Below are 20,869 nucleotides of genomic sequence, written 5' to 3'. Positions count from 1 at the left end.
ACTGTCCGCAAGAGGACTGATAACTATCAGCCACTTGACCGGGAACAGACGGCCCCCACACGATGGGAGCGGTCTCACCCCGGGAGCTGACAACGATGTCACGACTGCTCGTTCTGGTGCTCGCCCTGCTGTTGCCCGCCGTGCCCGCCGTCGCCGCCCCGGCCGGCTGGACCGTCACCGGTCCAGGCCAGGTCACCGCGGAAGTGGCCCTGAGCAGCGGAAATCTGACACTCGCCGTGCGCAGGCAGGGCAGAACGGTGCTTCAGCCCGCTGCCGTCGGCCTCACGACGACCACTGCGGATCTCACCAAAGAACTGACTTTCACCGGACGCAGTGACCGCGTTGTCATCGAGCGGTACACGATGACGACCGGCAAACGGTTGCAGCGCACGAGCCGCATGACCGAGACCAGGCTGGGCTTCCGGAACGCCTCGGGCGCCTTCGACCTGGTCGTGCGGGCCGCGGCGGACGGCGTCGCGTACCGGTACGTGCTGCCGGGAGCCACGGCGGTCACGTCCGAGGCGTCGAGCTTCAGCCTGCCGGCCGAGTCGAAGGCGTGGCTGCTCCCCTACAACGCCTGGTACGAGGCCAATCGCGTGCGGACGACCGCGGGTGAGGCCACCGGCGAGTTCGGGTACCCGTCGCTGTTCCAGAACGGCCAGGACTTCGCGCTGCTCACCGAGTCCGATGTGGACGGCCGGTACGCGGGCAGCAGGTTGCGCAAGAGCGGCAACGGTTTCCAGGTCGCGCTCGCCGACGCACAGGTGGCGTCGACCGGCACGACCCCGTGGCGCACTGCGATCGTCGGCGACCTCGGCACGGTCAGCACCTCCACGCTCGTGGACGACCTCTCCAGTCCCGCGAAGTACACCGACACGTCGTGGATCAAGCCCGGCAAGGTCGCGTGGTCGTGGCTGAGCGAGCACTCCAGTCCGAGCGATTTCGCGCGGCAGAAGCAGTACGTGGACTTCGCCGCCCGCAACGGCTGGGAGTACGCGCTGGTCGACGAGGGCTGGAGCGCCGCGTGGGTGCCCGAGCTCATCCGGTACGCCCGCGCGCAGGGCGTGGAGATCCTGCTGTGGCTGCACTGGAGCGACCTCGACACGCAGCAGGAACGCGACACCGTGCTGCCCAGGATCAAGCAGTGGGGCGCGAAGGGCGTGAAGCTCGACTTCATGGAGTCCGACTCGCAGGACCGTTATCGCTGGTACGACGCGGTGCTGCAGAAGACGGCCGACCTGAAGCTGATGGTCAACTTCCACGGCTCCACCATCCCGCACGGCCTCGCCCGCACCTGGCCGCACGTGCTCACGATGGAGGCCGTGCGCGGCGCCGAGAACTACCCGCCCGCCGCCAACAACCCCGTGCAGTACTTCACCCGCAACGTCGCCGGCTCGATGGACTACACGCCCGTGTCGCTCGAAACCGGCACGAAGGAGGCGTCGATCGCGCACGAGGTCGCGCTGCCGGTCGTGTACGAGTCGGGCTGGACGCACTTCGCGGACAAACCCGAGGCGTACGAACGGCATCCGCAGGCGTTGCGCTACCTCGACCAGATCCCGACGGTCTGGGACGAGTCCCGGCTGCTCGACGGCGATCCGGACTCGCACGCCGTCGTGGCGCGCCGCAACGGTGACCGGTGGTTCGTCGGCGGCATCGCCACCCAGGAGCGCACTCTCCGGGCACCGCTGGGGTTCCTCGGTGGCGGGCAGTGGCTGGTCGAGACCGTCCGCGACCCCGCCATCAGGGCCGACGTCGTCCGCGACACCCAGATCCTGCGCAACACCGACACCCTCGCCGTGCCCGCCCAGCGCAACGGCGGTTTCGCGGCGGTGATCTGCCGCTACCGGCCGGGTCTGCGGACGTGCGACCAGCCGATCCGCCAGGTCCCGAAGACCACGCTGACCGTGACGCCCACCGGACAGGTGGACACCCCGGCAGGTTCGACCGTCGAGGTGGCCGGCACGTTCACCAACGGCGACGAGGAGATCCGCGACGTCCGGCTGACGGCGACCGCGCCGGAGGGCTGGTCGGTGTCGGGTCCCGCGATCACGCGCGCCAGGCTCGCTCCCGGTGAGTCGATCAGCGGCCGCTGGCAGCTCCGGGCGGGCACGCAGGCCGGCCCGGTGGACGTGCCGATCGTCGCCACCTTCGGCGGTGTGCACGTCGAGCAGGCCGTCAAGGCGTTCGTGCCTCCCCCGACGCCGGCGAACGGCGCGCAGGTCAGCGACCTGCCGTTCATGAGCGAGACCAACGGCTGGGGCCCGGTGGAACGCGACAGGTCCAACGGCGAGAACACCGGCGGTGACGGCAACACGCTGACCATCGGCGGTGTCACCTACGCCAAGGGACTCGGCACGCACGCACCGTCCGAGCTCTCGGTCTACCTCGGCCGCGGCTGCGAGCGCCTCACCGCGAAGATCGGCCTCGACGACGAGACCGAGCAGCCGGGCTCCGTCGCGTTCCAGGTCTTCGGCGACGACAAACCGTTGTACGACGGCGGAATCATCCGCGGCAAGGGCGCGGCGGTGCCGATCGACGTCGACGTGACCGACGTCCGGATGCTCAGCCTCCGCGTCACCGACGGCGGCGACGGCCGCAACTTCGACCACGCCGACTGGGCGGAGGCCGCGCTGACGTGCTGATCAACCGCAGGACGTTCCTGGTCGCCACGGGTGTGCTGGCGGTCGCGCCGAAGGTCTCGGTCGCCCAGCTGAACGACACCTACTACGAGGTGCTGCTCAGGCACACGAGGTGGGCAGAGACGCAGTACGACGCCACGGCAGGACGGTACCGGCGCACGGACTTCGGGTTCGCGGTCGTGCTCGGCAACGCCGTCCTGCTCACCAGGGGCAGCTACGACGCGGCGCCGGCGGGCGTCGAGAAGGACGTCCTGCGCGAGCACACCCTCGCCACGATCAAGCACTTCGCGGCGAGCAACGTCCTGGCGGGCGGCACGGAGTGGGGCAAGACCCTCTTCTGGGACACCACGTTCCAGTCCTACTTCGTGCTGGCCGCCCGCCTGCTCTGGCCCGACCTCGACGCGGCGACCCGCGCGAACGTCGAGGCGATCGCCCGCGGCCAGGCCGACTACACGACCTCGCTCGGCACCGGGAACGACCCGCGGTCCGGCAGCTGGACACCGAACGGCCTCACCGGCGGGCACCGGGGCGACACCAAGCTGGAGGAGATGGGCGTCTACGCCCAGGCGCTCGCACCGGGACTGGCCTGGCACGGCGACGGGCCGGGCTGGCGCGAGGCGTTCGGCCGCTGGAGCCGCAACGAGGCAGGCCTGCCCGCCGCCGACCTCGCCAACCCCTCCACAGTGGACGGTGTGGCGATCTCCGCCAACACCGCGACGAACCTGCACGACACGTTCGTCGTCGAGAACCACGGCTCGTTCGGCCCGCACTACCAGGAGGAGCTCTGGCGCACCTCCGGCCGCAACGCCGTGCACTTCCTGCTCGCCGGACGGCCGCTGCCCGAGGTGCTGACCAAGCAGCCCAACGGGGAACTGTTGTGGCGCACCATCCTCGCCACCATGAGCGACGCCGGCGAGCCGTTGATGCCGATGGTCAACGACCGCGAGCACCTCTACGGCCGTGACGTCATCCCGCTGGCCTTCCGCTCCACCGTGCTGCGCGACCCGATGGCCGCCCGCGCCGAGGCCGCGCTCGCGTCCCGGCTGCTCGCCTACCAGGCGCACCCGCCGGTCCACCGGCTGGCGAAGTTCTCCGGCGAGGCCAAGTACGAGCCGGAGGCACGCGCGGAACTAGCGATCAGCTACCTGTTGCACGAGCTGCGCCCCGCCCCGGAACCCGTGTCCGAACAGGAGTTCTTCACCCGCGCGGCGATCACGATCGACCACGGCGCCGACCCCGGTCTGCTGACCCACCAGTCGGTGGCCGCGTGGGCGGGCACGGTGACCAAGCCGGGCTTCACGAAGCTCGCCTGGCAGCCGTCGCACGACGACTGGTTGTTCAAGATCAGCGGCTCGACCCCGATGCTGCTCCCGTCCGCAGCCGTCACCGGACGCAATGTCGTCGCCTACCAACAGGTTCGCGACGGCTTCGAAGCGACGGCGAGCCTGCTGCGGTTCGCGGACGGGTTCGCCGGCACCGCCACCCTGCCGACGGGCACGATCGTGTGCGCACTCCCCCGCCCAGGCCGGGTCGACGTGCACAACCTGGCGCTGGCCGGGATCCTCACCGGTGCGCGCACCTACACGGGCTCGGCGGGCCGCGTCACGGTCCAGGCGCGCGAAGGATTTCGGGTCGACGAGCTGACGTTCCCGGCGACTTCCGCCCGTCACGTCCGCATGGTCGGCATCACCCCGCACCCGACCTACGGCTACTCGTTGTTCGACTTCGAGGTGGGCCCAGGGGTGACGACGGCGTCGTCGTTCGATCCCGGCTACGAACCGGCGAAGGCCACGGACGGCGATCCGGCCACGCGCTGGGCCGTCGCCCGAGCCGAACGCGGCCGCGCGGACAGCTGGATCGCGGTCGACCTGGGCACCGCCACGACCGTGCAACGCGCGCGTTTGCGTTGGGAGACAGCAGCTGCAGGCGCGTACCGCGTCGAGACGTCACTGGACGGCGCCACGTGGACGACGGTGGCCACCTACCCGCGTCCGGACCTCAGCACGCCGGGCTGGCTCGACGTGGACGGCAAGGCGGGGTTCGTCGCGCGCTCCGCCGAGCCGATCACGGTGCAGGGCGACACGATCACCGTCCCCGCCGGGCTGGTGGAGGGGTACGTTCGCGCTGATCTGCGCAAGATCGCGGCGGAACCCGTCCCCGAGTGCCCTCCGGGAGTGCGGGCGAGCACCGCGGACGGGTTCCTCAGCCTCTTCAACCTGTCCGGCGCCGACGTCACCGGAACCGTCCGTCTGCGCGGCACCAGGCTCTACCGCGGCACGCAGGTCACCACCCGCGACGGCACCGACTACGCCCTCACCCTGCCCGCCGCCACCGCGCGGGTCGAGGCACCGTGGTTCACCGCCCGCGGCATCCCACCCGGCATCACCGCCGTCGTGCACAACGCGCAGCGCGTCACCTTCCGCGGCGGCCCGGCCATGTTCGTGCTGGTCCACCGCGACGGCCGCAGCCTGCCGGTCGTGCTGGGCAAGGCCGAGCGCACGGTGAGCATGCCGCTGGCCACACCGTTCCCGATCGACGACCTGGCGCTCGGCCGCGTCACGTTCCCGAACTCCGTGCTCCCTGCGGGCATGGGCGATCCGGCAGCCGCGGTCGACGGCCGGCTGCACACCGCGTGGAAACCGGGACGGGACGGCCGCATGGTGGTGGACCTCGGGTCGGTGCACGACGTCCAGGTCGCTCTCAAGTGGACGGCCGGGGCGGTGCCGCCGCACACCGTCACGTACAGCGTGGACGGCAGGACCTACGGCTCGGCCACGGTCGCGCGGTACGTCGCCGTGTCGACCGGCTGGCGTCCGGGGCAGGCCTCGCTGCAGAGCGTCGTGGTGCAGGCCCGCTCGACCTGACCGCGGTCAACGCCCCAGAAGCGGGATCACCCGATCCGGCGACCTCACGTCCTGCCCAGGCGTGCCGCCTCGTCCGATGTGGACACAGCGGGCAGGCTGTCAGCACGTCATCGCCGAAGCACGGGGAAGGAACGACGAGCGGATGATCCGAATCGTGCCTGCCAAGGATCAGCACGTGCGGGTGACCTGGGCGCTGCCCCGCCACGAGCCGCCGGGACCGGTGAGCGTGGTCGGCGACTTCAACGGCTGGACGCCGGGGGCGACCGAGCTCCGGGCCCGTTCCAACGGCCGCCGCACCGCCGCGGTCGTCGTTCCCCGTGGCACGACGCTGCGCTTCCGCTACCTCGGCTCGGACGGCCACTGGTTCGACGACTCGGACGCGGCGGCGCAGGACGACCACGGCTGTGTGATTACCGTCTGAGGTGGTTACAGCGCTTTGAGGCGCTTGCGGTTGACCGTCAGGACCTCGTCGGACAGTGCGGGGTCCGCGTCGGCCACCGCGCGGGCGACCATCATCGACCCGACCATCTGGCTGAACAGCGCGATGGCGCGTTCGCGGGCCTCGGCGGGTGTGAGCTCGGCGCCGGTCTGGCGCGCCCGCTCTTGCAGCATCTCGGTGATGGCGGCGAAGTAGCCGTCGAGTCCGCGCTTGTACTCGGCCTGGGCCTCGGTGCCGTGGCGGCCCACGTCGGAGACGAGGGCGGCTGAGGCGCACCCGATCTCCGGGTGGTCGCGGTGGTCTGGGCTGACGTAGCTGTCGAGCATGTCGTGCAGGGCCGCTCGCGCCGAGCGCGGGTGCGACTTGCGGATGGCGTCCAGGGACGCGAGCGAGTCGGTGAAACCCTGGTGGAGGACGGCCAGAGCGAGGTCGTCCTTCGAGGCGAAGTGGTTGTAGAAGCCGCCGTGGGTCATGCCGGCGGACTTCATCAGCTCCTCGATGCCGATGCCGTCGATGCCGCGCAGCCGGAAGCCCTCGCCGGCCGCGCCGACGATCTTCTCGCGGTTGAGCCGTTTCTGCTCCTGTGTGATGCGGGGCACCTCGACCACCTCCCTGGCTGGGCGCGGCACCTCGTGACCTGGGCCGACCTCCGCCTGACTGCGATGTTACCCATCATCAAAACGGGTGTCCACGGACGACCGCGCCTTGACAAGGCAACGATGTCGAGCATCATCATTCTTATTAATGTCGCTCGTCATCAATAAGCGGAGGGAGCTCGTCGTGCGCTTCGGAACGATCGGCGCGGGGACGGTCGCGCAGGCCATCGCCGGTCACCTCGTCACAGCCGGGCACGAGGTGGTGCTCAGCAACAGCCGCGGCCCGGAGACGTTGCTCGACGTCGTGTCCCGGCTCGGCCCGCTCGCCCGCGCGGGCACGGTCGAGGAGGCCGCCGCGGCCGACATGGTGTTCCTCACCGTGACGTGGCCGCAGGTCGGCGACGCGCTGGCGGGTCTGTCCCCGTGGGACGGACGGATCCTCGTCGACACCACCAACTCCGGCTTCGCCCCGCCCGCGGTGGAGGACCTCGGGGTGGAGACCTCCAGCGAGTTCGTCGCCCAGCGCGCTCCGGGTGCGCGGGTGGTCAAGGCGTTCAACACCCTCTACGCCCAGTACATCGCCGCCGATCCCCGGCACGCGGAAGGCAGGCAGCTGCTGTTCCACGCAGGCGACGACGATGCGGCCAAGGCCGAGTTCCGTGCGGTCTTCGAAGGCATCGGCTTCGCCCCGGTCGACGCCGGGTCATTGCGCGAGGGCGGGCGGCTGATGCAGCTGGGCGCCGTGCTCTCCGCACTGCACGCCGTGAAGCTGGACTGAGCATGAAGGCTCTCGCCTACGAGCTGGCTCATCCGCTCGACGCGTTCGCCATCGAACTGGTCGACGTCGCGGAGCCGCGGCCGCGTGACGGTGACGTCGTGGTCGAGGTCGCCGCGATCGGCATCAACCCCGGTGAGGCCGCGATCCGGAGGATGCGCAGCGCCGCGCCCGGTGGCCGGGTCGTCCTCGGCTGGGAGTTCGCCGGGGTGGTTGTCGCCACGGGCAAGAGCGCCACCGGTTTCGCGATCGGTGACCGTGTCACGGGGACCGGCGACGTCACCCGAGACGGGGCCTGGGCGGAGCGCGTCGCGGTCGACCACCGGGTCGTCGCGAAGATCCCGGACGAACTGTCGTTCACCGACGCCGCCTCTCTGCCCATCGGTGTGCTCACGGCGTGGGAGGCGTTGTTCCGCGATCAGGACTCCCTGCCCGCGGGCGTCGACCGCGTGCTCGTCATCGGAGCGGCGGGAGGCGTCGGGTCCATGGCGACCCAGCTGCTGAAGGCGAGGTCCGCGTTCGTGATCAGCACGGCATCACGGCCCGAGTCGGCGCGGTGGGTCACGGCGATGGGCGCCGATCTGGTCGTCGACCATCACGGTGACCTGCCGGGGCAGCTTCGCGCGGCGGGCATCGGCTCGGTCGACGCGGTGCTCTCCACCGCGGGGACCGGCGGTCACCTGGGATCCATCGCGGAGGTGCTGCGGCCGTTCGGCCACCTGGCCTTCGTCGACGCCGCCGGGCCCGTCGACCTCGGCGCGTTCACGGGCAAATCCCTGTCGCTGCACACCGAAATGGTGTTCAGCAAGATCACCGCCGGCGGCGATCCGAGCAGCCAGGGCCGGATCCTCGCCCACGTGGCGCAGGAAGTCGTCGCGGGCCGCATGCGCCCGATCGTCACGACAACGCTGCACGGGCTGACCGCGGAGACCATGCGGACCGCCCACACGCTCGCCGAAAGCGGCCGGACGGTCGGCAAGACCGTGCTCGTTACCCCCAACTGAACCACCACCGGAAGGACTGCTCCCCCATGGGAAAGCTTCTCGTCACCGGCGCCACGGGCAACCTCGGGCGCCTGACCCTGCAAGCCCTGCTCACCCAGGTGCCGCCCGACCGCCTCGCGGGACTCGTCCGTGACCCGTCCCGCGCCGCCGACCTGGCCGAGCAGGGCGTGGACATCCGCAAGGGCGACTACTTCGACCACGACTCGCTCGTCGAGGCGTTCGCCGGTGTGGACCGGCTGCTGCTGGTGTCCGCGGAGGCCTTCACCGACCGCGACACCCAGCACGCCAACGTGATCACGGCGGCGAAGCAGGCAGGCGTCCAGCACGTGATCTTCACCGCCGTCCAGCGCCGCGAGGACTCCGACGCCCGCCAGGTCGGCGTCACCGACGGCGACATCTTCGCCGAGAACGCGCTGAAGAACTCGGGCCTGACCTACACGATCCTCCGCCACCCGGTGTTCACGGAGGTCCTCGGCGGCCACCTCGGCGCCGACCCCTACGACAACGGTGTGCGAGTCCCCGAAGGTGACGGCACGGTGGCACCGGCGACCCGGCACGACCTCGCCGCCGCGAACGTCGCCGTGCTCACCCAGGACGGCCACGAGAACGCCACCTACACCCTCGGCGGCAGCGAGGCGGCCTCGTTCCGCGACATCGCGAACGCGCTGACGGAGATCCACGGCTCCGAAGTGCCGTACGTGCCCATCACCGCCGAGGAGTACTCCGAAAGCTATCTGGCACAAGGTGTTCCGCGCGAGGTCGCGGAGTTCCTGACCGCCTGGGTCACCGCGATCGCCGATGGCGCGTTCAGCGAGAACACCGGGGATCTCGAACGGCTGATCGGCTACCGGCCCACGAGCTACCGGGAGTTCCTCGCCCAGAACCATCCGCGGCTCACCCAGGAGGAAACCCCCTGATGCCGCAAGGGCCATGCGCCTAGACGCCGGTGTCGCCGAGGAAGTTCAGGATCGCGGCGAGGGTCTGCTGGGGGAACTGGACGTGCGGGTAGTGGCCTGCCCCGTCGATCATCTCCAGGGTGCCCAGTCCGGCGGGCAGGCCGGCGATGATCGCCTCGCCCTCCGCGCGCGGTGAGGCCCAGTCGGGGTCGAGGGTGCCCTGCACGACCAGGACCGGGCGGGTGACGCGGGCCAGGTGCTCACCGGCGTCGGCGGGCGAGATCTTGCCCATGGCCTGCAGGACCTTCATCCGGCCCGGCTCCTCCAGCTTCGCGGTGATCTGGCGCAGGCGGGCGTCCCAGTCCGCGGGCTTGGGGCCGGGGTAGGCGACGTCCAGGTACTTGGCCCACTGGCGGGTGCTGCCGAGGATCGCGGTGCCCATCAGGTGGGTCATGCCGCGACGGAACGCGGACACGCGCAGGTCGCCGAGGCTCATCTGCTGCTTGCGGGTGAAGGGCGCGAGCTCGACCACCGCGGTGACCAGCTCAGGGGACTTGGCGGCGGCGATCGTGACCGCACCACCGGAGATCGAGTGGCCGACGAGCACTGCCGGTCCGCCGAGGTGCTTCACCAGGGCGATCAGGTCACCCGCGAGGTCGGTGCGGGTGTAGTCCGGCCACTCGACGCTGGACTCGCCGTGGCCGCGCAGGTCGACGGCGGCGACCCGGTACCCGGCCTGCACCAGGCCCGGAGCCAGGAACCGGTAGGCCTCGCGGCTGTCGCCCATGCCGTGGGCGAGCACGACGAGCGGGCCCTCGGTCCCGGTCACCTCGTAGGCGAGGGTTCCCCCGTCGACACTCAGGAACTCGGTCATCTCACTGCCTCCAGGCGACGTTAGCTAATCGGGTTAGCCAAAAGCTATCACCTTTAGCTAATCCGTCAAACCCCTTAGCCAACACGTTGCACCCGGTGGCTAACTCCACTAGCTTGAAGCTACTGAAGTTAGCTATCTCGAGGTGAGCCATGAACCGACACAGGACGCCGAGTGCCTAGGGCCGGGCTCACCGCCGCCGCGGTCACCGAGGCCGGGGCCGCGCTCGCGGACGAGATCGGGCTCGCGCAGCTCAACATGGGTCTGGTCGCCGAACGACTGGGCGTGAAGACCCCCTCGCTCTACAAGCACGTCACCGGTCAGGCCGACCTCCTGCACCGCATCGCGATCCAGACGGCCAACGAGATGGCCGACACCCTCCGCGACGCGACCCAGGGCCGCGCCGGCGGTGACGCGCTCACCGCGGGCGCGCACGCGATGCGCGCCTACGTCAAGGAACACCCAGGCCGGTACGCGGCGGGCAACGCCGCACGCCCGTCCGGTCCCGACGACCCGCTCGCCGCCGCGGCAGGCCGGGTGCTCGAGTCCTGGACGGCGATGCTGCGCGGCTACCGGATCGGTGCCGGCGAGGAGATCCACGCCCTGCGGATGGTGCGCAGCGTGCTGCACGGGTTCGCGACGCTGGAGGCGAACGGCGGGTTCCAGATGGACACCCCCGTCGAGGACAGCTTCACCTGGATGATCGACTTCATCGACCACGGCCTGCGGTCGCTGGAGAGCGCGCCGGTCGACGAGTGACGCGCACCTCGACGATCAGCGGGTGACAGGCACGATCCGGGCGTCGAGCAGCACGCCGTCCTCGATCTCCAGCAGCCCGAGGGTGCCCTGCGGCTGACGCCGCTTGTCGGTGGGCGAGCCGGGGTTGAACACCCGGACCCCGTCCTCCTGCTCGTCCCACGGGATGTGCGAGTGCCCGAACACGACGAGGCGGGCGGCGGGGAACCGGCGGCGCATCCTCGCCATCCGGCCGGCCTTCTGGCCGCTGTCGTGGATCATCGCGAACGGCAGCCCGCCGATCTCGGCCTCGACCACCTCCGGCGCGCCCCACGCCACCACGTCGGGCCCGTCGTTGTTGCCGCACACGGCGATGACGGGCGCGTACTGCGCCAACTCGTCCAGCACCGGCGCCACACAGACGTCTCCCCCGTGCAGGATCAGGTCCGCCGACCGCAGATGTGACGCCACAGCAGCAGGACACCGCTTCCAGAACCGCGGCGCGTGCGTGTCGGACAGCACGACGACTCTCACGGCTCCGACCGTAGCAACCCCCGACACATATCTGTATCGATAGAAATATCGTCGACATCTAGCGATAGGTATCTAGATACACGTATGGTCCGACCCCATGAAGTCACGTGAGGTCGAAGAGGACCTGCTGGACGCGGCGCTGACCACCGCACACGCCGGGCTGGTCACGGCGTTCGGGCACGTGTCGGCGCTCGCCGGCGAGCGGGTGCTGATCACGCCGCCCCAGCCGCTGGGATCGCTCACCGGCCGTCCGGTCCCGCTCGACCTCGGCGCGGACGACCTGCCGGAGGGCACGCCCAAGGAGGCGTGGATCCACCTCGCGATCTACCGCGCGCGGCCGGACGTGCGGGCCGTCTGCCGGGCCCAGCCCGAGACCGCCACCGCGCTGGCCTCGGCGGGCGTGCCGATCAGGCCGTTGCACGGGCAGGGCGCCTTCCTCGGGCCCGAGGTGCCGGTGTTCGACGACCCGCGGCTGGTCCGGGACCGGGAACGCGCCGGGGAACTCGCCAAGGCACTCGGCCAGGCGCCCGCGGTGCTGATGCGGGGCAACGGCGCGATCACCGTCGGCGCCGACCTCGGTCAGGCCGTGGCGCGGATGTGGCTTCTCGAGGTCTCGGCGCGGATCAACGCGCAGGCTGCCGCCGCCGGGCGCCCCCGCGCGTTGTCCGCGGACGAGCAGGCGGCCTGGCTCGCCGCCGAGACCGAACTGCTGAGCCGGCTCTGGGCACACCTGCGTGCCGACCGAAGGGGACAGTCATGATCACGTTGCACGACATCGCGTACGTGCGTTCCGGTACGGCGGACAGCGACGCGGCGGTGGCGTTCGCCGTCGACGTCGTCGGCATGGAACTGGTCGCGCAGGAGGACGGGGTCTCCTACCTCCGCGCGGACCAACGGCACCACTGCCTGGCGTTCGAGGAGGGCGAGGCGGGGGTGCTCGCCTCCGGGTTCAGCCTCCGAGGTCACGACGAGCTCGAAGCAGCAGAGAAGGAACTCGAAGCGGCGGGCGTGCGAGTCGCGCGGGGCACGCCGAAGCAGGCGCGGAGCCGGCGCGTCGAGGACTTCATCGCGTTCGACGACCCGTTCGGCAACCGCGTCGAGCTCGTGCACGGCCAGGTCCAGCTCGCCCGTCCGGTCCACTTCGGACGTCCGGCGGGCATCACCGAGTTCGGCCACCTCTGCTTCGACGCCCCGGACGTCAAACAGGCGTACGCGTTCTGGTCGAAGCTGTTCAACGTCAAGGTGTCCGACTGGATCGGCGACTGGGCGTGCCTGATGCGGTTCGACCCGGTGCACCACAAGCTCGCGGTGTTCCGCGGCAGCGAACCGGGTCTGTGCCACATCAACTTCCAGGTCGACTCGCTCGACGACGTGATGCGCAACTGGCGGTTCCTGCAGGCGCGCGGCGTGGAGATCGAGATGGGGCCGGGCAGGCACCCGCAGTCGACCGCGATCTTCGTCTACTTCAAGGGGCCGGAGGGCCTCACCTACGAGTACTCCTACGGCGTCCGGAACCTCGACGACGACTGGGTTCCGCGGGTCTTCGACCCCTCCGAGCCGGACGCGATCGACCTGTGGCACGGACCGACCCGGCGCGTGCAGACCCAGCCCCAGCTCCGCCGTCCCCTCACCGCCTAAGGAAGCGCCATGCGTTCGCTGATCATCGTTTTATGTGGTCTCGCCCTCGCGTTCGACGGTTATGACCTCGTGGTCTACGGCACCACCATCAAGGCGTTGCGCGAGGAGTGGGGCATCAGCGCGGCGCAGGCGGGCACGATCGGCAGCGCCGCGCTGGTCGGCATGCTGGTCGGTGCGTTGCTCGTCGGGACGCTGACCGACCGCTGGGGCAGGCGCAGGACGTTCCTGTTCAGCGTCGCGTGGTTCTCGGTGCTGATGGCGGCCTGTGCGGCTGCCACGTCCCCCGACATGTTCCTTGCGCTGCGGTTCCTCGCGGGCATCGGGCTCGGCGGGCTCATGCCGACCGCCGCCACGCTGACGATCGAGTACGCGGCCGAGAAGCACCGCGCTTTCACTTACGCCGCAATGCAGTCCGGGTACGCGATCGGTGGCATCATGGCCGCGACGCTGGCGATCCCGTTGCTGCCCACGGCGGGCTGGCGGGTGATGTACCTGATCGGTGCCGCGCCGCTGGTCGTCGTTCTCCCCCTGGCGTTCCGCTACCTGCCGGAGTCGTTGGAGTACCTGGTCTCGCGCGGCCGCCACGACGAGGCGAAGGCTCTCGCCGCACGGATCGGCGTGCCGGTCCCGGCTCCGTCCGAACAACCGAGCAGCGGTGTCCGCACGCTTATCCAGCGGCCCTACCTGCGTCGCACGATCCTGTTCTGGGTGGCGTCGTTCTGCGGGCTGCTGCTGGTCTACGGCCTCAACACGTGGCTGCCGGAGATCATGCGGGCGTCCGGGTACCCGCTGGGTTCGGCGCTGAGCTTCCTGCTGGTGTTCAACCTCGGCTCGGTCGTCGGCGCGCTGGTGGGCGGGCGCCTTTCCGACAAGCACGGCGCGAAGCCGGTCATCCTCGGTTCGTTCGCCCTCGCGGCGATCTGCGCGGCGGCACTGAGCACGAACCCCGGCCAGGTCGCGATCTACGTCCTGATCGCCATCGCCGGCTACGGCACGATCGGCACGATGCACCTGATCAACGCCCACGTGACCAGGTCGTACCCGACCGGCGTGCGGGCGACGGGCATCGGCTGGGCGCTCGGGGTCGGCCGTCTCGGCGCGATCCTCGGCCCCGCGGTCGGCGGCCTGATCATCGACTCGAGTCTCGGTGCTGGCTGGAACTTCTACTTCTTCGCCGTGGTAGCCGTGCTGGGCGCGGCCGCCGTCGCCGCCTTCCCCCGCACCCGTGAACTCGCTGGAGCCCCCGCGTGAACTGGACTGTCGAGAGCGCCGCGGCGGAACTGCTGCGGCGCGAGGAAGAACGCACCGACGGCGAGCCGTTGAGCGACACCTGGCCCGAACTGGACCTGGACACCGCCTACGCGATCCAGGACGAGACGCTGCGGCTCAGGCTGGAGCGCGGCGAGACCCTGATCGGCGTGAAGCTCGGCCTGACCTCGCGGGCCAAGCAGCAGCGGATGAACGTCGACTCACCTCTCGTGGCGTGGCTGACCGACGCGATGGTGCTGCCGCAGGGGGTTCCGGTGCCGGAGCTCATCCACCCGCGGGTCGAGCCCGAGATCGCCTTCGTGATGGGCCGGACGCTCTCCGGCCCTGGTGTCACGGCGGCGACGGCGATCTGCGCGGTCGAGAAGGTGTTCGCGGGACTGGAGATCATCGACAGCCGGTACCGGGACTTCCGCTTCACGCTGCCGGACGTCGTGGCGGACAACGCTTCCTCAGGCGCGTTCGTGATGGGAGGCGTCGGCCGCTCCCCCGACTTCGACCTCGCGTTGGAGGGCTGTGTGCTCTCGTCCGGCGGGTCGGTGGTCTACACGGCGACCGGTGCGGCCGTGCAGGGTCACCCCGCGGAAGCGCTGGCGTTGGCGGCGAACACGGTGGCACGCCGGGGAAAGCGGATAGAGGCCGGCTGGATCGTGCTGACCGGCGGTGTCACGGACGCGGTGCCTTTGGAGTCGTCGGTGTCCGTGGAGTTCACCAACCTCGGCCGGCTGACGGTGGGGAGCTGACATGCCGATCGTGCGCATCGAGGTGGCGCAGGGCCGCGATCCCGAGACGTTGCGCAAGGCGCTGCGGACCGTGCACGAGGCGGTCCGCGACGGCTTCGGCGTCCGGGACGAGCAGGTCCGCGTGCTGCTGACCGAGATCCCGCCGCAGCACTGGAGCGCGGGCGGGAAAACGTTGCTGGAACGGGAGTGGGAGCGATGAAGAGCATCAAGCACGTCATCGGGGGCGTCGAGACCGGCTCCGCGGACGGGGCGACGTTCGAGGACGTCGACCCGTACACCCAGGAGGCCTACGCGACCGTTTCGCTGGGCGGCGCAAGGGAAGCGGACGACGCCGTGCGGGCCGCGCGCAAAGCGTTCGACGAGGGTCCGTGGCCGCGGATGTCGTTCGAGGAACGCGGAAAGCTCCTCCACCGGCTCGCCGACCTGATGGACGAGCACACCGAGGACCTCGCGCTGGCCGACACCCGTGACATGGGCAAGCCGATCACCGCGGCGAAGTCCAAGGACGTGCCGCGCTCGGCGCTCAACTTCCGCTTCTTCGCCGACCACGCCAGGCTTTCCGAGTCGCAGCACCTGCCGTCGGCGACCGGCCACCACACCTACGTCCAGCACGCGCCGGCCGGTGTCGTCGCCGCGATCGCGCCGTGGAACTACCCGCTGATGCTGGAGACGTGGAAGGTCGCGCCGGCGCTGGCGTGGGGCAACACGGTGGTGCTCAAGCCGGCCGAGGACACCCCGCACTCCGCCTACCTGCTCGCGAAACTCGCTTTGGAGGCGGGGATCCCGGACGGCGTGTTCAACGTCGTGCACGGTTTCGGGCCCGGTTCGGCGGGCGAGGCACTCACGGTCAACCCCGCCGTCGACCGCATCACGTTCACCGGCGAGTCCGGTACCGGCAAGGCGATCGCGCGGGCGGCGTCGGCGAACCTGACCCCGGTGAGCTTCGAACTGGGCGGCAAGGGCTGCAACCTGGTCTTCGACGACGCCGACCTGGACGGCGCGGTGTCGTGGGCGGTCGAGGCGGCGTTCGGCAACGCGGGCCAGGTGTGCCTGGCGGGCTCACGGCTTTACGTCCAGCAGGGCGTGCACGACGAGTTCGTCGACCGTTTCGCCCAGGCCGCAACGGCTTTGCGGCTCGGCGACCCGAAGGACCCCGCCACCCGGATGGGCCCGCTGGCGAGCCAGGAGCACTACCGCAAGGTCACCGGCTACCTCGACGCCGAGGCCACCGGCCACGCCAAGGTGCTCGGCGGCGGCACCGCGCCGGGCTGGTTCGTCCGGCCCACGATCGTCCTCGACCCGCCCGCGCACGCCCCGGTGCTGCGCGAGGAGATCTTCGGCCCGGTGGTGACGATCACGCCGTTCACCACCGAGGACGAGGCGATCAGGCTCGCCAACGACACCCCGTACGGGCTCTCCGCGATGCTCTTCACCGGGGGCCTGCACCGCGCCCACCGCGTCGCGGGCAGCCTGAACAGCGGAAACGTGTGGGTGAACTGCTTCTTCGTGCGCGATCTGCGGGCACCGTTCGGCGGCTTCGGCCACTCCGGCATCGGCCGCGAGGGTGGTGTGCACAGCAAGGAGTTCTTCACCGAGGCCAGGACCGTCACCATGCGCATCGCCGCGGGGTGAGACCGGGAACGTTAACATCGATACATGTCTCTTCCTCACGTCCTGCTGGGCGTCCTCGAAGCGCGGCCGATGAGCGGGTACGAGCTCACGCAGCTCTTCGGCGCCTCGACGCGGTGGGTGTGGTCGGCTCCGCAGAGCCAGATCTACCCGGCGCTCAAGAAGATGGAGGAGAACGGCCTGATCGAGGGCGAGGAACAGCAACGTGGCACGCGGATGACCCGCACGGTCTACGCGATCACCGCCGCGGGCATGGCGGAGCTGCGGGAGTGGATCGGCACGCCGCTGCCGATCCCTCCCTCGCGCGACGCCCTGGAGGTGCAGGCGCTGTACTTCGACCTGGTGCCGGCCGAGTCGGCGAAACGGGTGCTGAAGGAGTTCATCAGCGAGCAGGAGGACGCGCTGGAGCACGCCGAGGCGCACCGGGCCCGGCTGCTGGCCAAGGACACCGAGCTGCTCAGGGAACGCATGAGCAAGCGGCCGGTGGCCGAGCACGACCGGATGGCGAAGCTGAAGGCGCACGTGTTCGCCGGGCACGCGGCCGTGGCCAGGACGCGCATCGCGTGGGCGCAGGAGGGGCTGCGGCTGCTCGACGAGTAACCGGAGCCGCTGGTGGGTACCTGACCTGCATGGCAAGGGCGATCTGGAGCGGTTCGGTCAGTTTCGGGCTCGTGAGCATCCCGGTGGAGCTGTACAGCGCCACCGAGGACCACACCGTGCACTTCAACCAGTTCCAGCGCGGCACGTCCGACCGCATCCGCTACAAGCGCGTCAACGAGCGCACCGGCCGTGAGGTGCCCTACGACAAGATCGTGAAGGGGCACGAGGTCGACAGCGGCGAGTACGTGGTCCTGGAGCCGGAGGAACTGGACGAGATCGCACCGGGCCGCAGCCGCACGCTCGACATCGAGGCGTTCGTGGACATCGACGAGATCGACCCGGTGCACTTCCAGAAGACGTACTGGCTCGGTCCGGCCAAGCCCGAGTTCTCCCGCCCGTACCTGCTCCTCGCGCAGGCGATGAAGAAGACGAACCGGGCGGGCATCGCGCTGTTCGTCATGCGCGGCAAGCAGTACCTCACGGCGCTGAAGGAGGACAAGGGCATCCTCGCCGTGCACACGCTGTTCTTCGCCGACGAGATCCGCAAGCCGAAGGACGTCCTGGACGTGCCGCCGGAGGGCAGGGCGCCGCGCGGCAAGGAGCTCGACATGGCGGTCTCGCTGGTCGAGTCCATGGCCGACGACTGGCGGCCCAAGGACTACCGCGACACCTACACCGAGCGCGTCAACAAACTGATCAAGGCCAAGCAGAAGGGCCGCAAGGTCAAGGTCGAGGACGAGCCGGCGGAGGCCACCGGGGTCATGGACCTCATGGAGGCCCTGCAGCGCAGCGTCGAGGCCAGCAAGAAGAAGCGGAAGGTCAGCTGACCACGAGCGCCGTCGCGTTGTCGGTGCCGCGCGCGTACAGAGCCGCGCGCACCAAACGCTCCGCCGAGGCGTGCCCGGACATGATCGCCTCGATCCCGTTGTGCCCCAACGGCCCGTAGACGCCGTCGGAGACGAGGGCGAGCCGCGGCGCACGAGTCGTCGCACGGCCGATGTTCTCGGAAGTGGCGTGGCGCACGGTGTTCGTCACGACGTGCTCCATCCGCGGCTCGGCCTTGATGCCGCGCTCACGGAAGTACTCGGCGACCGTGTGGTCGCTGGTGAGCTGCACGAGGTCCGAGTCGTTCGAGGCGTACGCGCGGGCGTCGCCTGCCCACGCCACGTCGAAGCCGCCGTCAAGGCGGGCCGTGGCGACGACGATCACCGCGTCGCCTGAGTGGATCTGGAGGGCGTCGTGGGCGGCGAGGATCGCGGCGACCGGGTCGGTGAGCAGGGCGGCGGCGCGTGCGGCTGCCCAGGCGGCCTCGGCGGCGGACGCCGAGTCGCCCACTCCGTCGGCGACCACGAAGGTGCGACGGTGGTGCGCGAACGCGTCCGCGTTGTACTTGCGCGGTCCACGGTCCGACGCGCAGGTCACGGTCAGCGCGGTGCCCTGCGGCACGACGGCTAGCGGCACGGTGTGATCGATCAGCATGGCGGACCTCCCTGACCTCCACTAAGCCCTGTGCGCCTAGGAGTCTGCTGTCAGGACCCTGAGAAATTCTCTAGAACTTCGCCGCCCGGCGAAACCGGTCCGCCGCCTGCAGCAGCGCCGTGGACAGTTCCGGCGGGGAGACGACCTCGAACTCCACCGTGATGCTCGCGAGCATGAACACCACGTCGTCCATCGTCTCGCCTCCGACGCGCACATGGCACGACGTTTCGTCCACAGCTGAAACCTCGCCGTAGCTGTGCCACTCCACGGCCTCCGACGCGGGCACGCTCAGTCGCACAACGCCTTGCACGGGCCACCGGTCGGCGACACGCGCTGCCACGAACGCCCCCGCGTCACCGCCCGGAATCTCACGGGGCGTGAAGCGGGCGCCGAACGGGGTGCGCACAGTCATCCGATCGAGTCGAAAAGTCCGCCAGTCCTCCCGAAGCACGTCCCAGGCGACCAGATACCAGCGCCGGCCCCACGTCACGAGCCGGTGCGGCTCGACCTCGCGCTCCGACTCCTCCCCCGAGTGCCCGACGTACGCGAACCGGATCCGCTGCCGGTCGCGGCAGGCCGTCCCGACGAGCGTCAGCAGCGAGGCGTCCACGACCGGCCCCGAGCCCGTGTGCGGCACCGTCGCGATCTCCAGCGCCGCGACCCGGTGCCGCAGCGCCGAGGGCAGCACCTGCTCGACCTTCAGCAACGCGCGCACGGCGGTCTCACCGATGTTCTCGATGCCGCTCGCGGTCCGCAGCCCGACGGCCACGGCGACCGCCTCGTCGTCGTCCAGCAGCAACGGCGGCAACCGCGCGCCGGACCCGAGCCGATAGCCGCCACCGGACGTGCCCATCGACGCGTGCACCGGGTAGTCCAGCGAACGAAGCCGGTCGACGTCACGGCGGACCGTGCGCGTGGTGACGCCCAACCGTTCCGCGAGCTCCGCGCCGGACCACTCACGGCGCGCCTGCAGCAGGCCGAGCAACTTCAGCAAACGAGCAGAGGCCACTGTAGGACCATAACTGTCCTACAGCCCTCTTAGCGTTGCTGGCATGAAGCCGTTCGAGATCGCCATCCCCCAGTCCGACATCGACGACCTGCACCGCCGCCTCGACCAGACCCGCTGGCCCGTCGACCCGGTGGGCTCGAGCTGGGCCCAGGGCACCCCGCAGGAACGCCTCAGGGAGCTCGTGGGCCAGTGGCGGAGCTTCGACTGGCGCGAGCAGGAGCGGCGGCTCAACAAGATCCCGCAGTTCATCACCGAGATCGACGGCGCACAGGTGCACTTCCTCCACGTCCGCAGCGCCAACCCGGACGCCGAACCGCTGCTGCTGTCCCACGGCTGGCCGACGACGGGCTTCGCGTTCGAGGAGATGATCGAACCTCTCAGCCGCGACTTCCACCTGGTGGTCCCGTCGGTGCCGGGCTTCGGGTTCTCCGGTCCCACCCGGGAGCTCGGCTGGACCATCCCCCGCGTGGCGAACGTCGTCGCGGAGCTCATGCGGCGCCTGGGCTACGACAGCTACCTCGCGCACGGCTACGACTTCGGCGCCATGCTCACCCGTCAACTGGGGCTGCGGGACGAGGTGAAGGCCGTCCACCTCAACCAGATCTTCTCCGCCGGTGTCACCCAGGAGACGGCCGACATGGAGGTCGAGGCCGAGCGCAGGTCAGTGGAAAAAGCTTTCCAGTACGAGTTCGAGCAGTTCGGTTACGTGTCGATGCAGAGCACTCGGCCGCAGTCGGTGGCACACGCGCTCACCGACTCGCCGGTCGCGCAGCTCGAGTGGATCGACTGGGCGTTCCACACGTGGAGCGACCCGGAGATCGGGGTCCCCCTCGAAGCGCTGCTGACGAACGTCTCGATCTTCTGGTTCACCAGGACCGCGGGCTCGTCGGCGCGCTACTACCAGGAGGGGGACGAGACGTGGGGCGAGCTGGAGCCGATGTCCGCGACACCGACGTCGGTCGCGGTGTTCCCGCACGACGTGGGGGTGCCGATCCGGCGGATGGCCGAACGCAACCACACCATCGTGCGGTGGACGGAAATGCCTCGCGGCGGCCACTTCGCGGCTCTGGAGGTGCCGGAGCTGATGGCCGGGGAACTGCGTGAGGCGTTCCTTTTGTGAGGTCCCAGCGGGGCGACTACGGTGATCAC

At 70.2% G+C, this 20,869-nt stretch carries 20 protein-coding genes and 1 pseudogene; 16 read left to right on the top strand and 5 right to left on the bottom strand.

The genetic code is table 11. From position 1 onward, the window contains the following. Nucleotides 1–95: 95 nt before the first annotated feature. From ACSHWB_RS29975 to ACSHWB_RS29965, 3 genes are all read left to right on the top strand, one after another. Nucleotides 96–2,645, top strand: a complete 2,550-nt coding sequence (locus tag ACSHWB_RS29975; protein ID WP_439656619.1) for a glycoside hydrolase family 97 catalytic domain-containing protein — start codon at nt 96–98, stop codon at nt 2,643–2,645. Next, entirely contained in the window at nt 2,639–5,506 is a 2,868-nt protein-coding gene (locus ACSHWB_RS29970; protein WP_439656618.1) for a discoidin domain-containing protein, read from the top strand. The genes ACSHWB_RS29975 and ACSHWB_RS29970 overlap by 7 nt, the downstream gene beginning before the upstream one ends. Before the next feature lie 154 nt (nt 5,507–5,660). Further along, nucleotides 5,661–5,927 (top strand): isoamylase, encoded by a 267-nt coding sequence (locus tag ACSHWB_RS29965; RefSeq protein ID WP_401024885.1) that lies wholly within the window; start codon nt 5,661–5,663, stop codon nt 5,925–5,927. Nucleotides 5,928–5,932: 5 nt separating this feature from the next. On the opposite strand, the gene ACSHWB_RS29960 is transcribed toward ACSHWB_RS29965, so the two are convergent. Beyond that, nucleotides 5,933–6,544 (bottom strand): TetR/AcrR family transcriptional regulator, encoded by a 612-nt coding sequence (locus ACSHWB_RS29960; RefSeq protein WP_439656617.1) that lies wholly within the window; start codon nt 6,542–6,544, stop codon nt 5,933–5,935. A 181-nt stretch (nt 6,545–6,725) separates the two neighbouring features. On the opposite strand from ACSHWB_RS29960, the gene ACSHWB_RS29955 reads away from it, so the two are divergent. From ACSHWB_RS29955 to ACSHWB_RS29945, 3 genes are read left to right on the top strand one after another with little or no spacing between them, the layout of a single operon-like run. Further along, on the top strand, nt 6,726–7,319 hold the full coding sequence (locus ACSHWB_RS29955) for an NADPH-dependent F420 reductase (RefSeq protein ID WP_439656616.1): 594 nt from the start codon (nt 6,726–6,728) through the stop codon (nt 7,317–7,319). Between the two features lie 2 nt (nt 7,320–7,321). Continuing rightward, nucleotides 7,322–8,320 (top strand): alcohol dehydrogenase catalytic domain-containing protein, encoded by a 999-nt coding sequence (locus tag ACSHWB_RS29950; protein WP_439656615.1) that lies wholly within the window; start codon nt 7,322–7,324, stop codon nt 8,318–8,320. Between the two features lie 26 nt (nt 8,321–8,346). Continuing rightward, a complete protein-coding gene (locus tag ACSHWB_RS29945) occupies nt 8,347–9,237 on the top strand; it encodes an SDR family oxidoreductase (protein ID WP_439656614.1) in 891 nt (296 codons plus the stop codon). A gap of 19 nt (nt 9,238–9,256) precedes the next feature. On the opposite strand, the gene ACSHWB_RS29940 is transcribed toward ACSHWB_RS29945, so the two are convergent. Then, the gene (locus ACSHWB_RS29940) at nt 9,257–10,090 is read right to left on the bottom strand and encodes an alpha/beta fold hydrolase (RefSeq protein ID WP_439656613.1); all 834 of its coding nucleotides are present in this window, start codon (nt 10,088–10,090) and stop codon (nt 9,257–9,259) included. A 171-nt stretch (nt 10,091–10,261) separates the two neighbouring features. Here ACSHWB_RS29940 and ACSHWB_RS29935 point away from each other — a divergent pair, with 171 nt between their 5' ends. Next, nucleotides 10,262–10,846 (top strand): TetR-like C-terminal domain-containing protein, encoded by a 585-nt coding sequence (locus tag ACSHWB_RS29935; protein WP_439656612.1) that lies wholly within the window; start codon nt 10,262–10,264, stop codon nt 10,844–10,846. A 15-nt stretch (nt 10,847–10,861) separates the two neighbouring features. Here the strand turns inward: ACSHWB_RS29935 and ACSHWB_RS29930 are convergent, their stop codons facing one another. Then, nucleotides 10,862–11,356: a metallophosphoesterase family protein gene (locus ACSHWB_RS29930; protein WP_439656611.1), complete on the bottom strand. Its 495-nt coding sequence runs from the start codon at nt 11,354–11,356 to the stop codon at nt 10,862–10,864. Between the two features lie 97 nt (nt 11,357–11,453). Here ACSHWB_RS29930 and ACSHWB_RS29925 point away from each other — a divergent pair, with 97 nt between their 5' ends. From ACSHWB_RS29925 to ACSHWB_RS29890, 8 genes and pseudogenes are all read left to right on the top strand, one after another. Next, nucleotides 11,454–12,116 carry a class II aldolase/adducin family protein gene (locus ACSHWB_RS29925; protein ID WP_439656610.1) on the top strand — a complete coding sequence of 221 codons (663 nt, stop codon included), beginning with the start codon at nt 11,454–11,456 and terminating at the stop codon, nt 12,114–12,116. After that, entirely contained in the window at nt 12,113–12,994 is an 882-nt protein-coding gene (locus tag ACSHWB_RS29920) for a VOC family protein (protein WP_439656609.1), read from the top strand. Before ACSHWB_RS29925 ends, ACSHWB_RS29920 begins: the two co-directional genes overlap by 4 nt. A gap of 9 nt (nt 12,995–13,003) precedes the next feature. Continuing rightward, complete coding sequence (locus tag ACSHWB_RS29915; RefSeq protein ID WP_439656608.1) at nt 13,004–14,245, top strand: MFS transporter; 1,242 nt, start codon at nt 13,004–13,006, stop codon at nt 14,243–14,245. Further along, entirely contained in the window at nt 14,242–15,003 is a 762-nt protein-coding gene (locus ACSHWB_RS29910) for a 2-keto-4-pentenoate hydratase (RefSeq protein ID WP_439656607.1), read from the top strand. Before ACSHWB_RS29915 ends, ACSHWB_RS29910 begins: the two co-directional genes overlap by 4 nt. Before the next feature lies 1 nt (nt 15,004). Further along, on the top strand, nt 15,005–15,202 hold the full coding sequence (locus ACSHWB_RS29905) for a tautomerase family protein (protein ID WP_439656606.1): 198 nt from the start codon (nt 15,005–15,007) through the stop codon (nt 15,200–15,202). Then, the gene (locus ACSHWB_RS29900; protein ID WP_439656605.1) at nt 15,199–16,635 is read left to right on the top strand and encodes an aldehyde dehydrogenase; all 1,437 of its coding nucleotides are present in this window, start codon (nt 15,199–15,201) and stop codon (nt 16,633–16,635) included. Before ACSHWB_RS29905 ends, ACSHWB_RS29900 begins: the two co-directional genes overlap by 4 nt. A 24-nt stretch (nt 16,636–16,659) precedes the next feature. Further along, nucleotides 16,660–17,232 (top strand): PadR family transcriptional regulator, encoded by a 573-nt coding sequence (locus tag ACSHWB_RS29895; protein WP_439656604.1) that lies wholly within the window; start codon nt 16,660–16,662, stop codon nt 17,230–17,232. Nucleotides 17,233–17,261: 29 nt separating this feature from the next. Continuing rightward, nucleotides 17,262–18,041, top strand: a pseudogene (locus ACSHWB_RS29890) (Ku protein); the annotation flags it as partial. A 10-nt stretch (nt 18,042–18,051) separates the two neighbouring features. Here ACSHWB_RS29890 and ACSHWB_RS29885 read toward each other — a convergent pair. Further along, on the bottom strand, nt 18,052–18,711 hold the full coding sequence (locus ACSHWB_RS29885; RefSeq protein WP_439656603.1) for a PP2C family protein-serine/threonine phosphatase: 660 nt from the start codon (nt 18,709–18,711) through the stop codon (nt 18,052–18,054). Nucleotides 18,712–18,781: 70 nt separating this feature from the next. Then, a complete protein-coding gene (locus ACSHWB_RS29880; RefSeq protein WP_439656602.1) occupies nt 18,782–19,720 on the bottom strand; it encodes a helix-turn-helix transcriptional regulator in 939 nt (312 codons plus the stop codon). Nucleotides 19,721–19,763: 43 nt separating this feature from the next. On the opposite strand from ACSHWB_RS29880, the gene ACSHWB_RS29875 reads away from it, so the two are divergent. Continuing rightward, the gene (locus ACSHWB_RS29875; protein ID WP_439656601.1) at nt 19,764–20,840 is read left to right on the top strand and encodes an epoxide hydrolase family protein; all 1,077 of its coding nucleotides are present in this window, start codon (nt 19,764–19,766) and stop codon (nt 20,838–20,840) included. Nucleotides 20,841–20,869 lie beyond the last annotated feature (29 nt).

Source organism: Lentzea sp. HUAS TT2 (genome assembly GCF_051853195.1).
GTDB lineage: Bacteria > Actinomycetota > Actinomycetes > Mycobacteriales > Pseudonocardiaceae > Lentzea.
The sequence above is the reverse complement of the archived record's forward strand: the minus strand, read 5'-3'. Positions and strand labels throughout refer to the sequence as shown.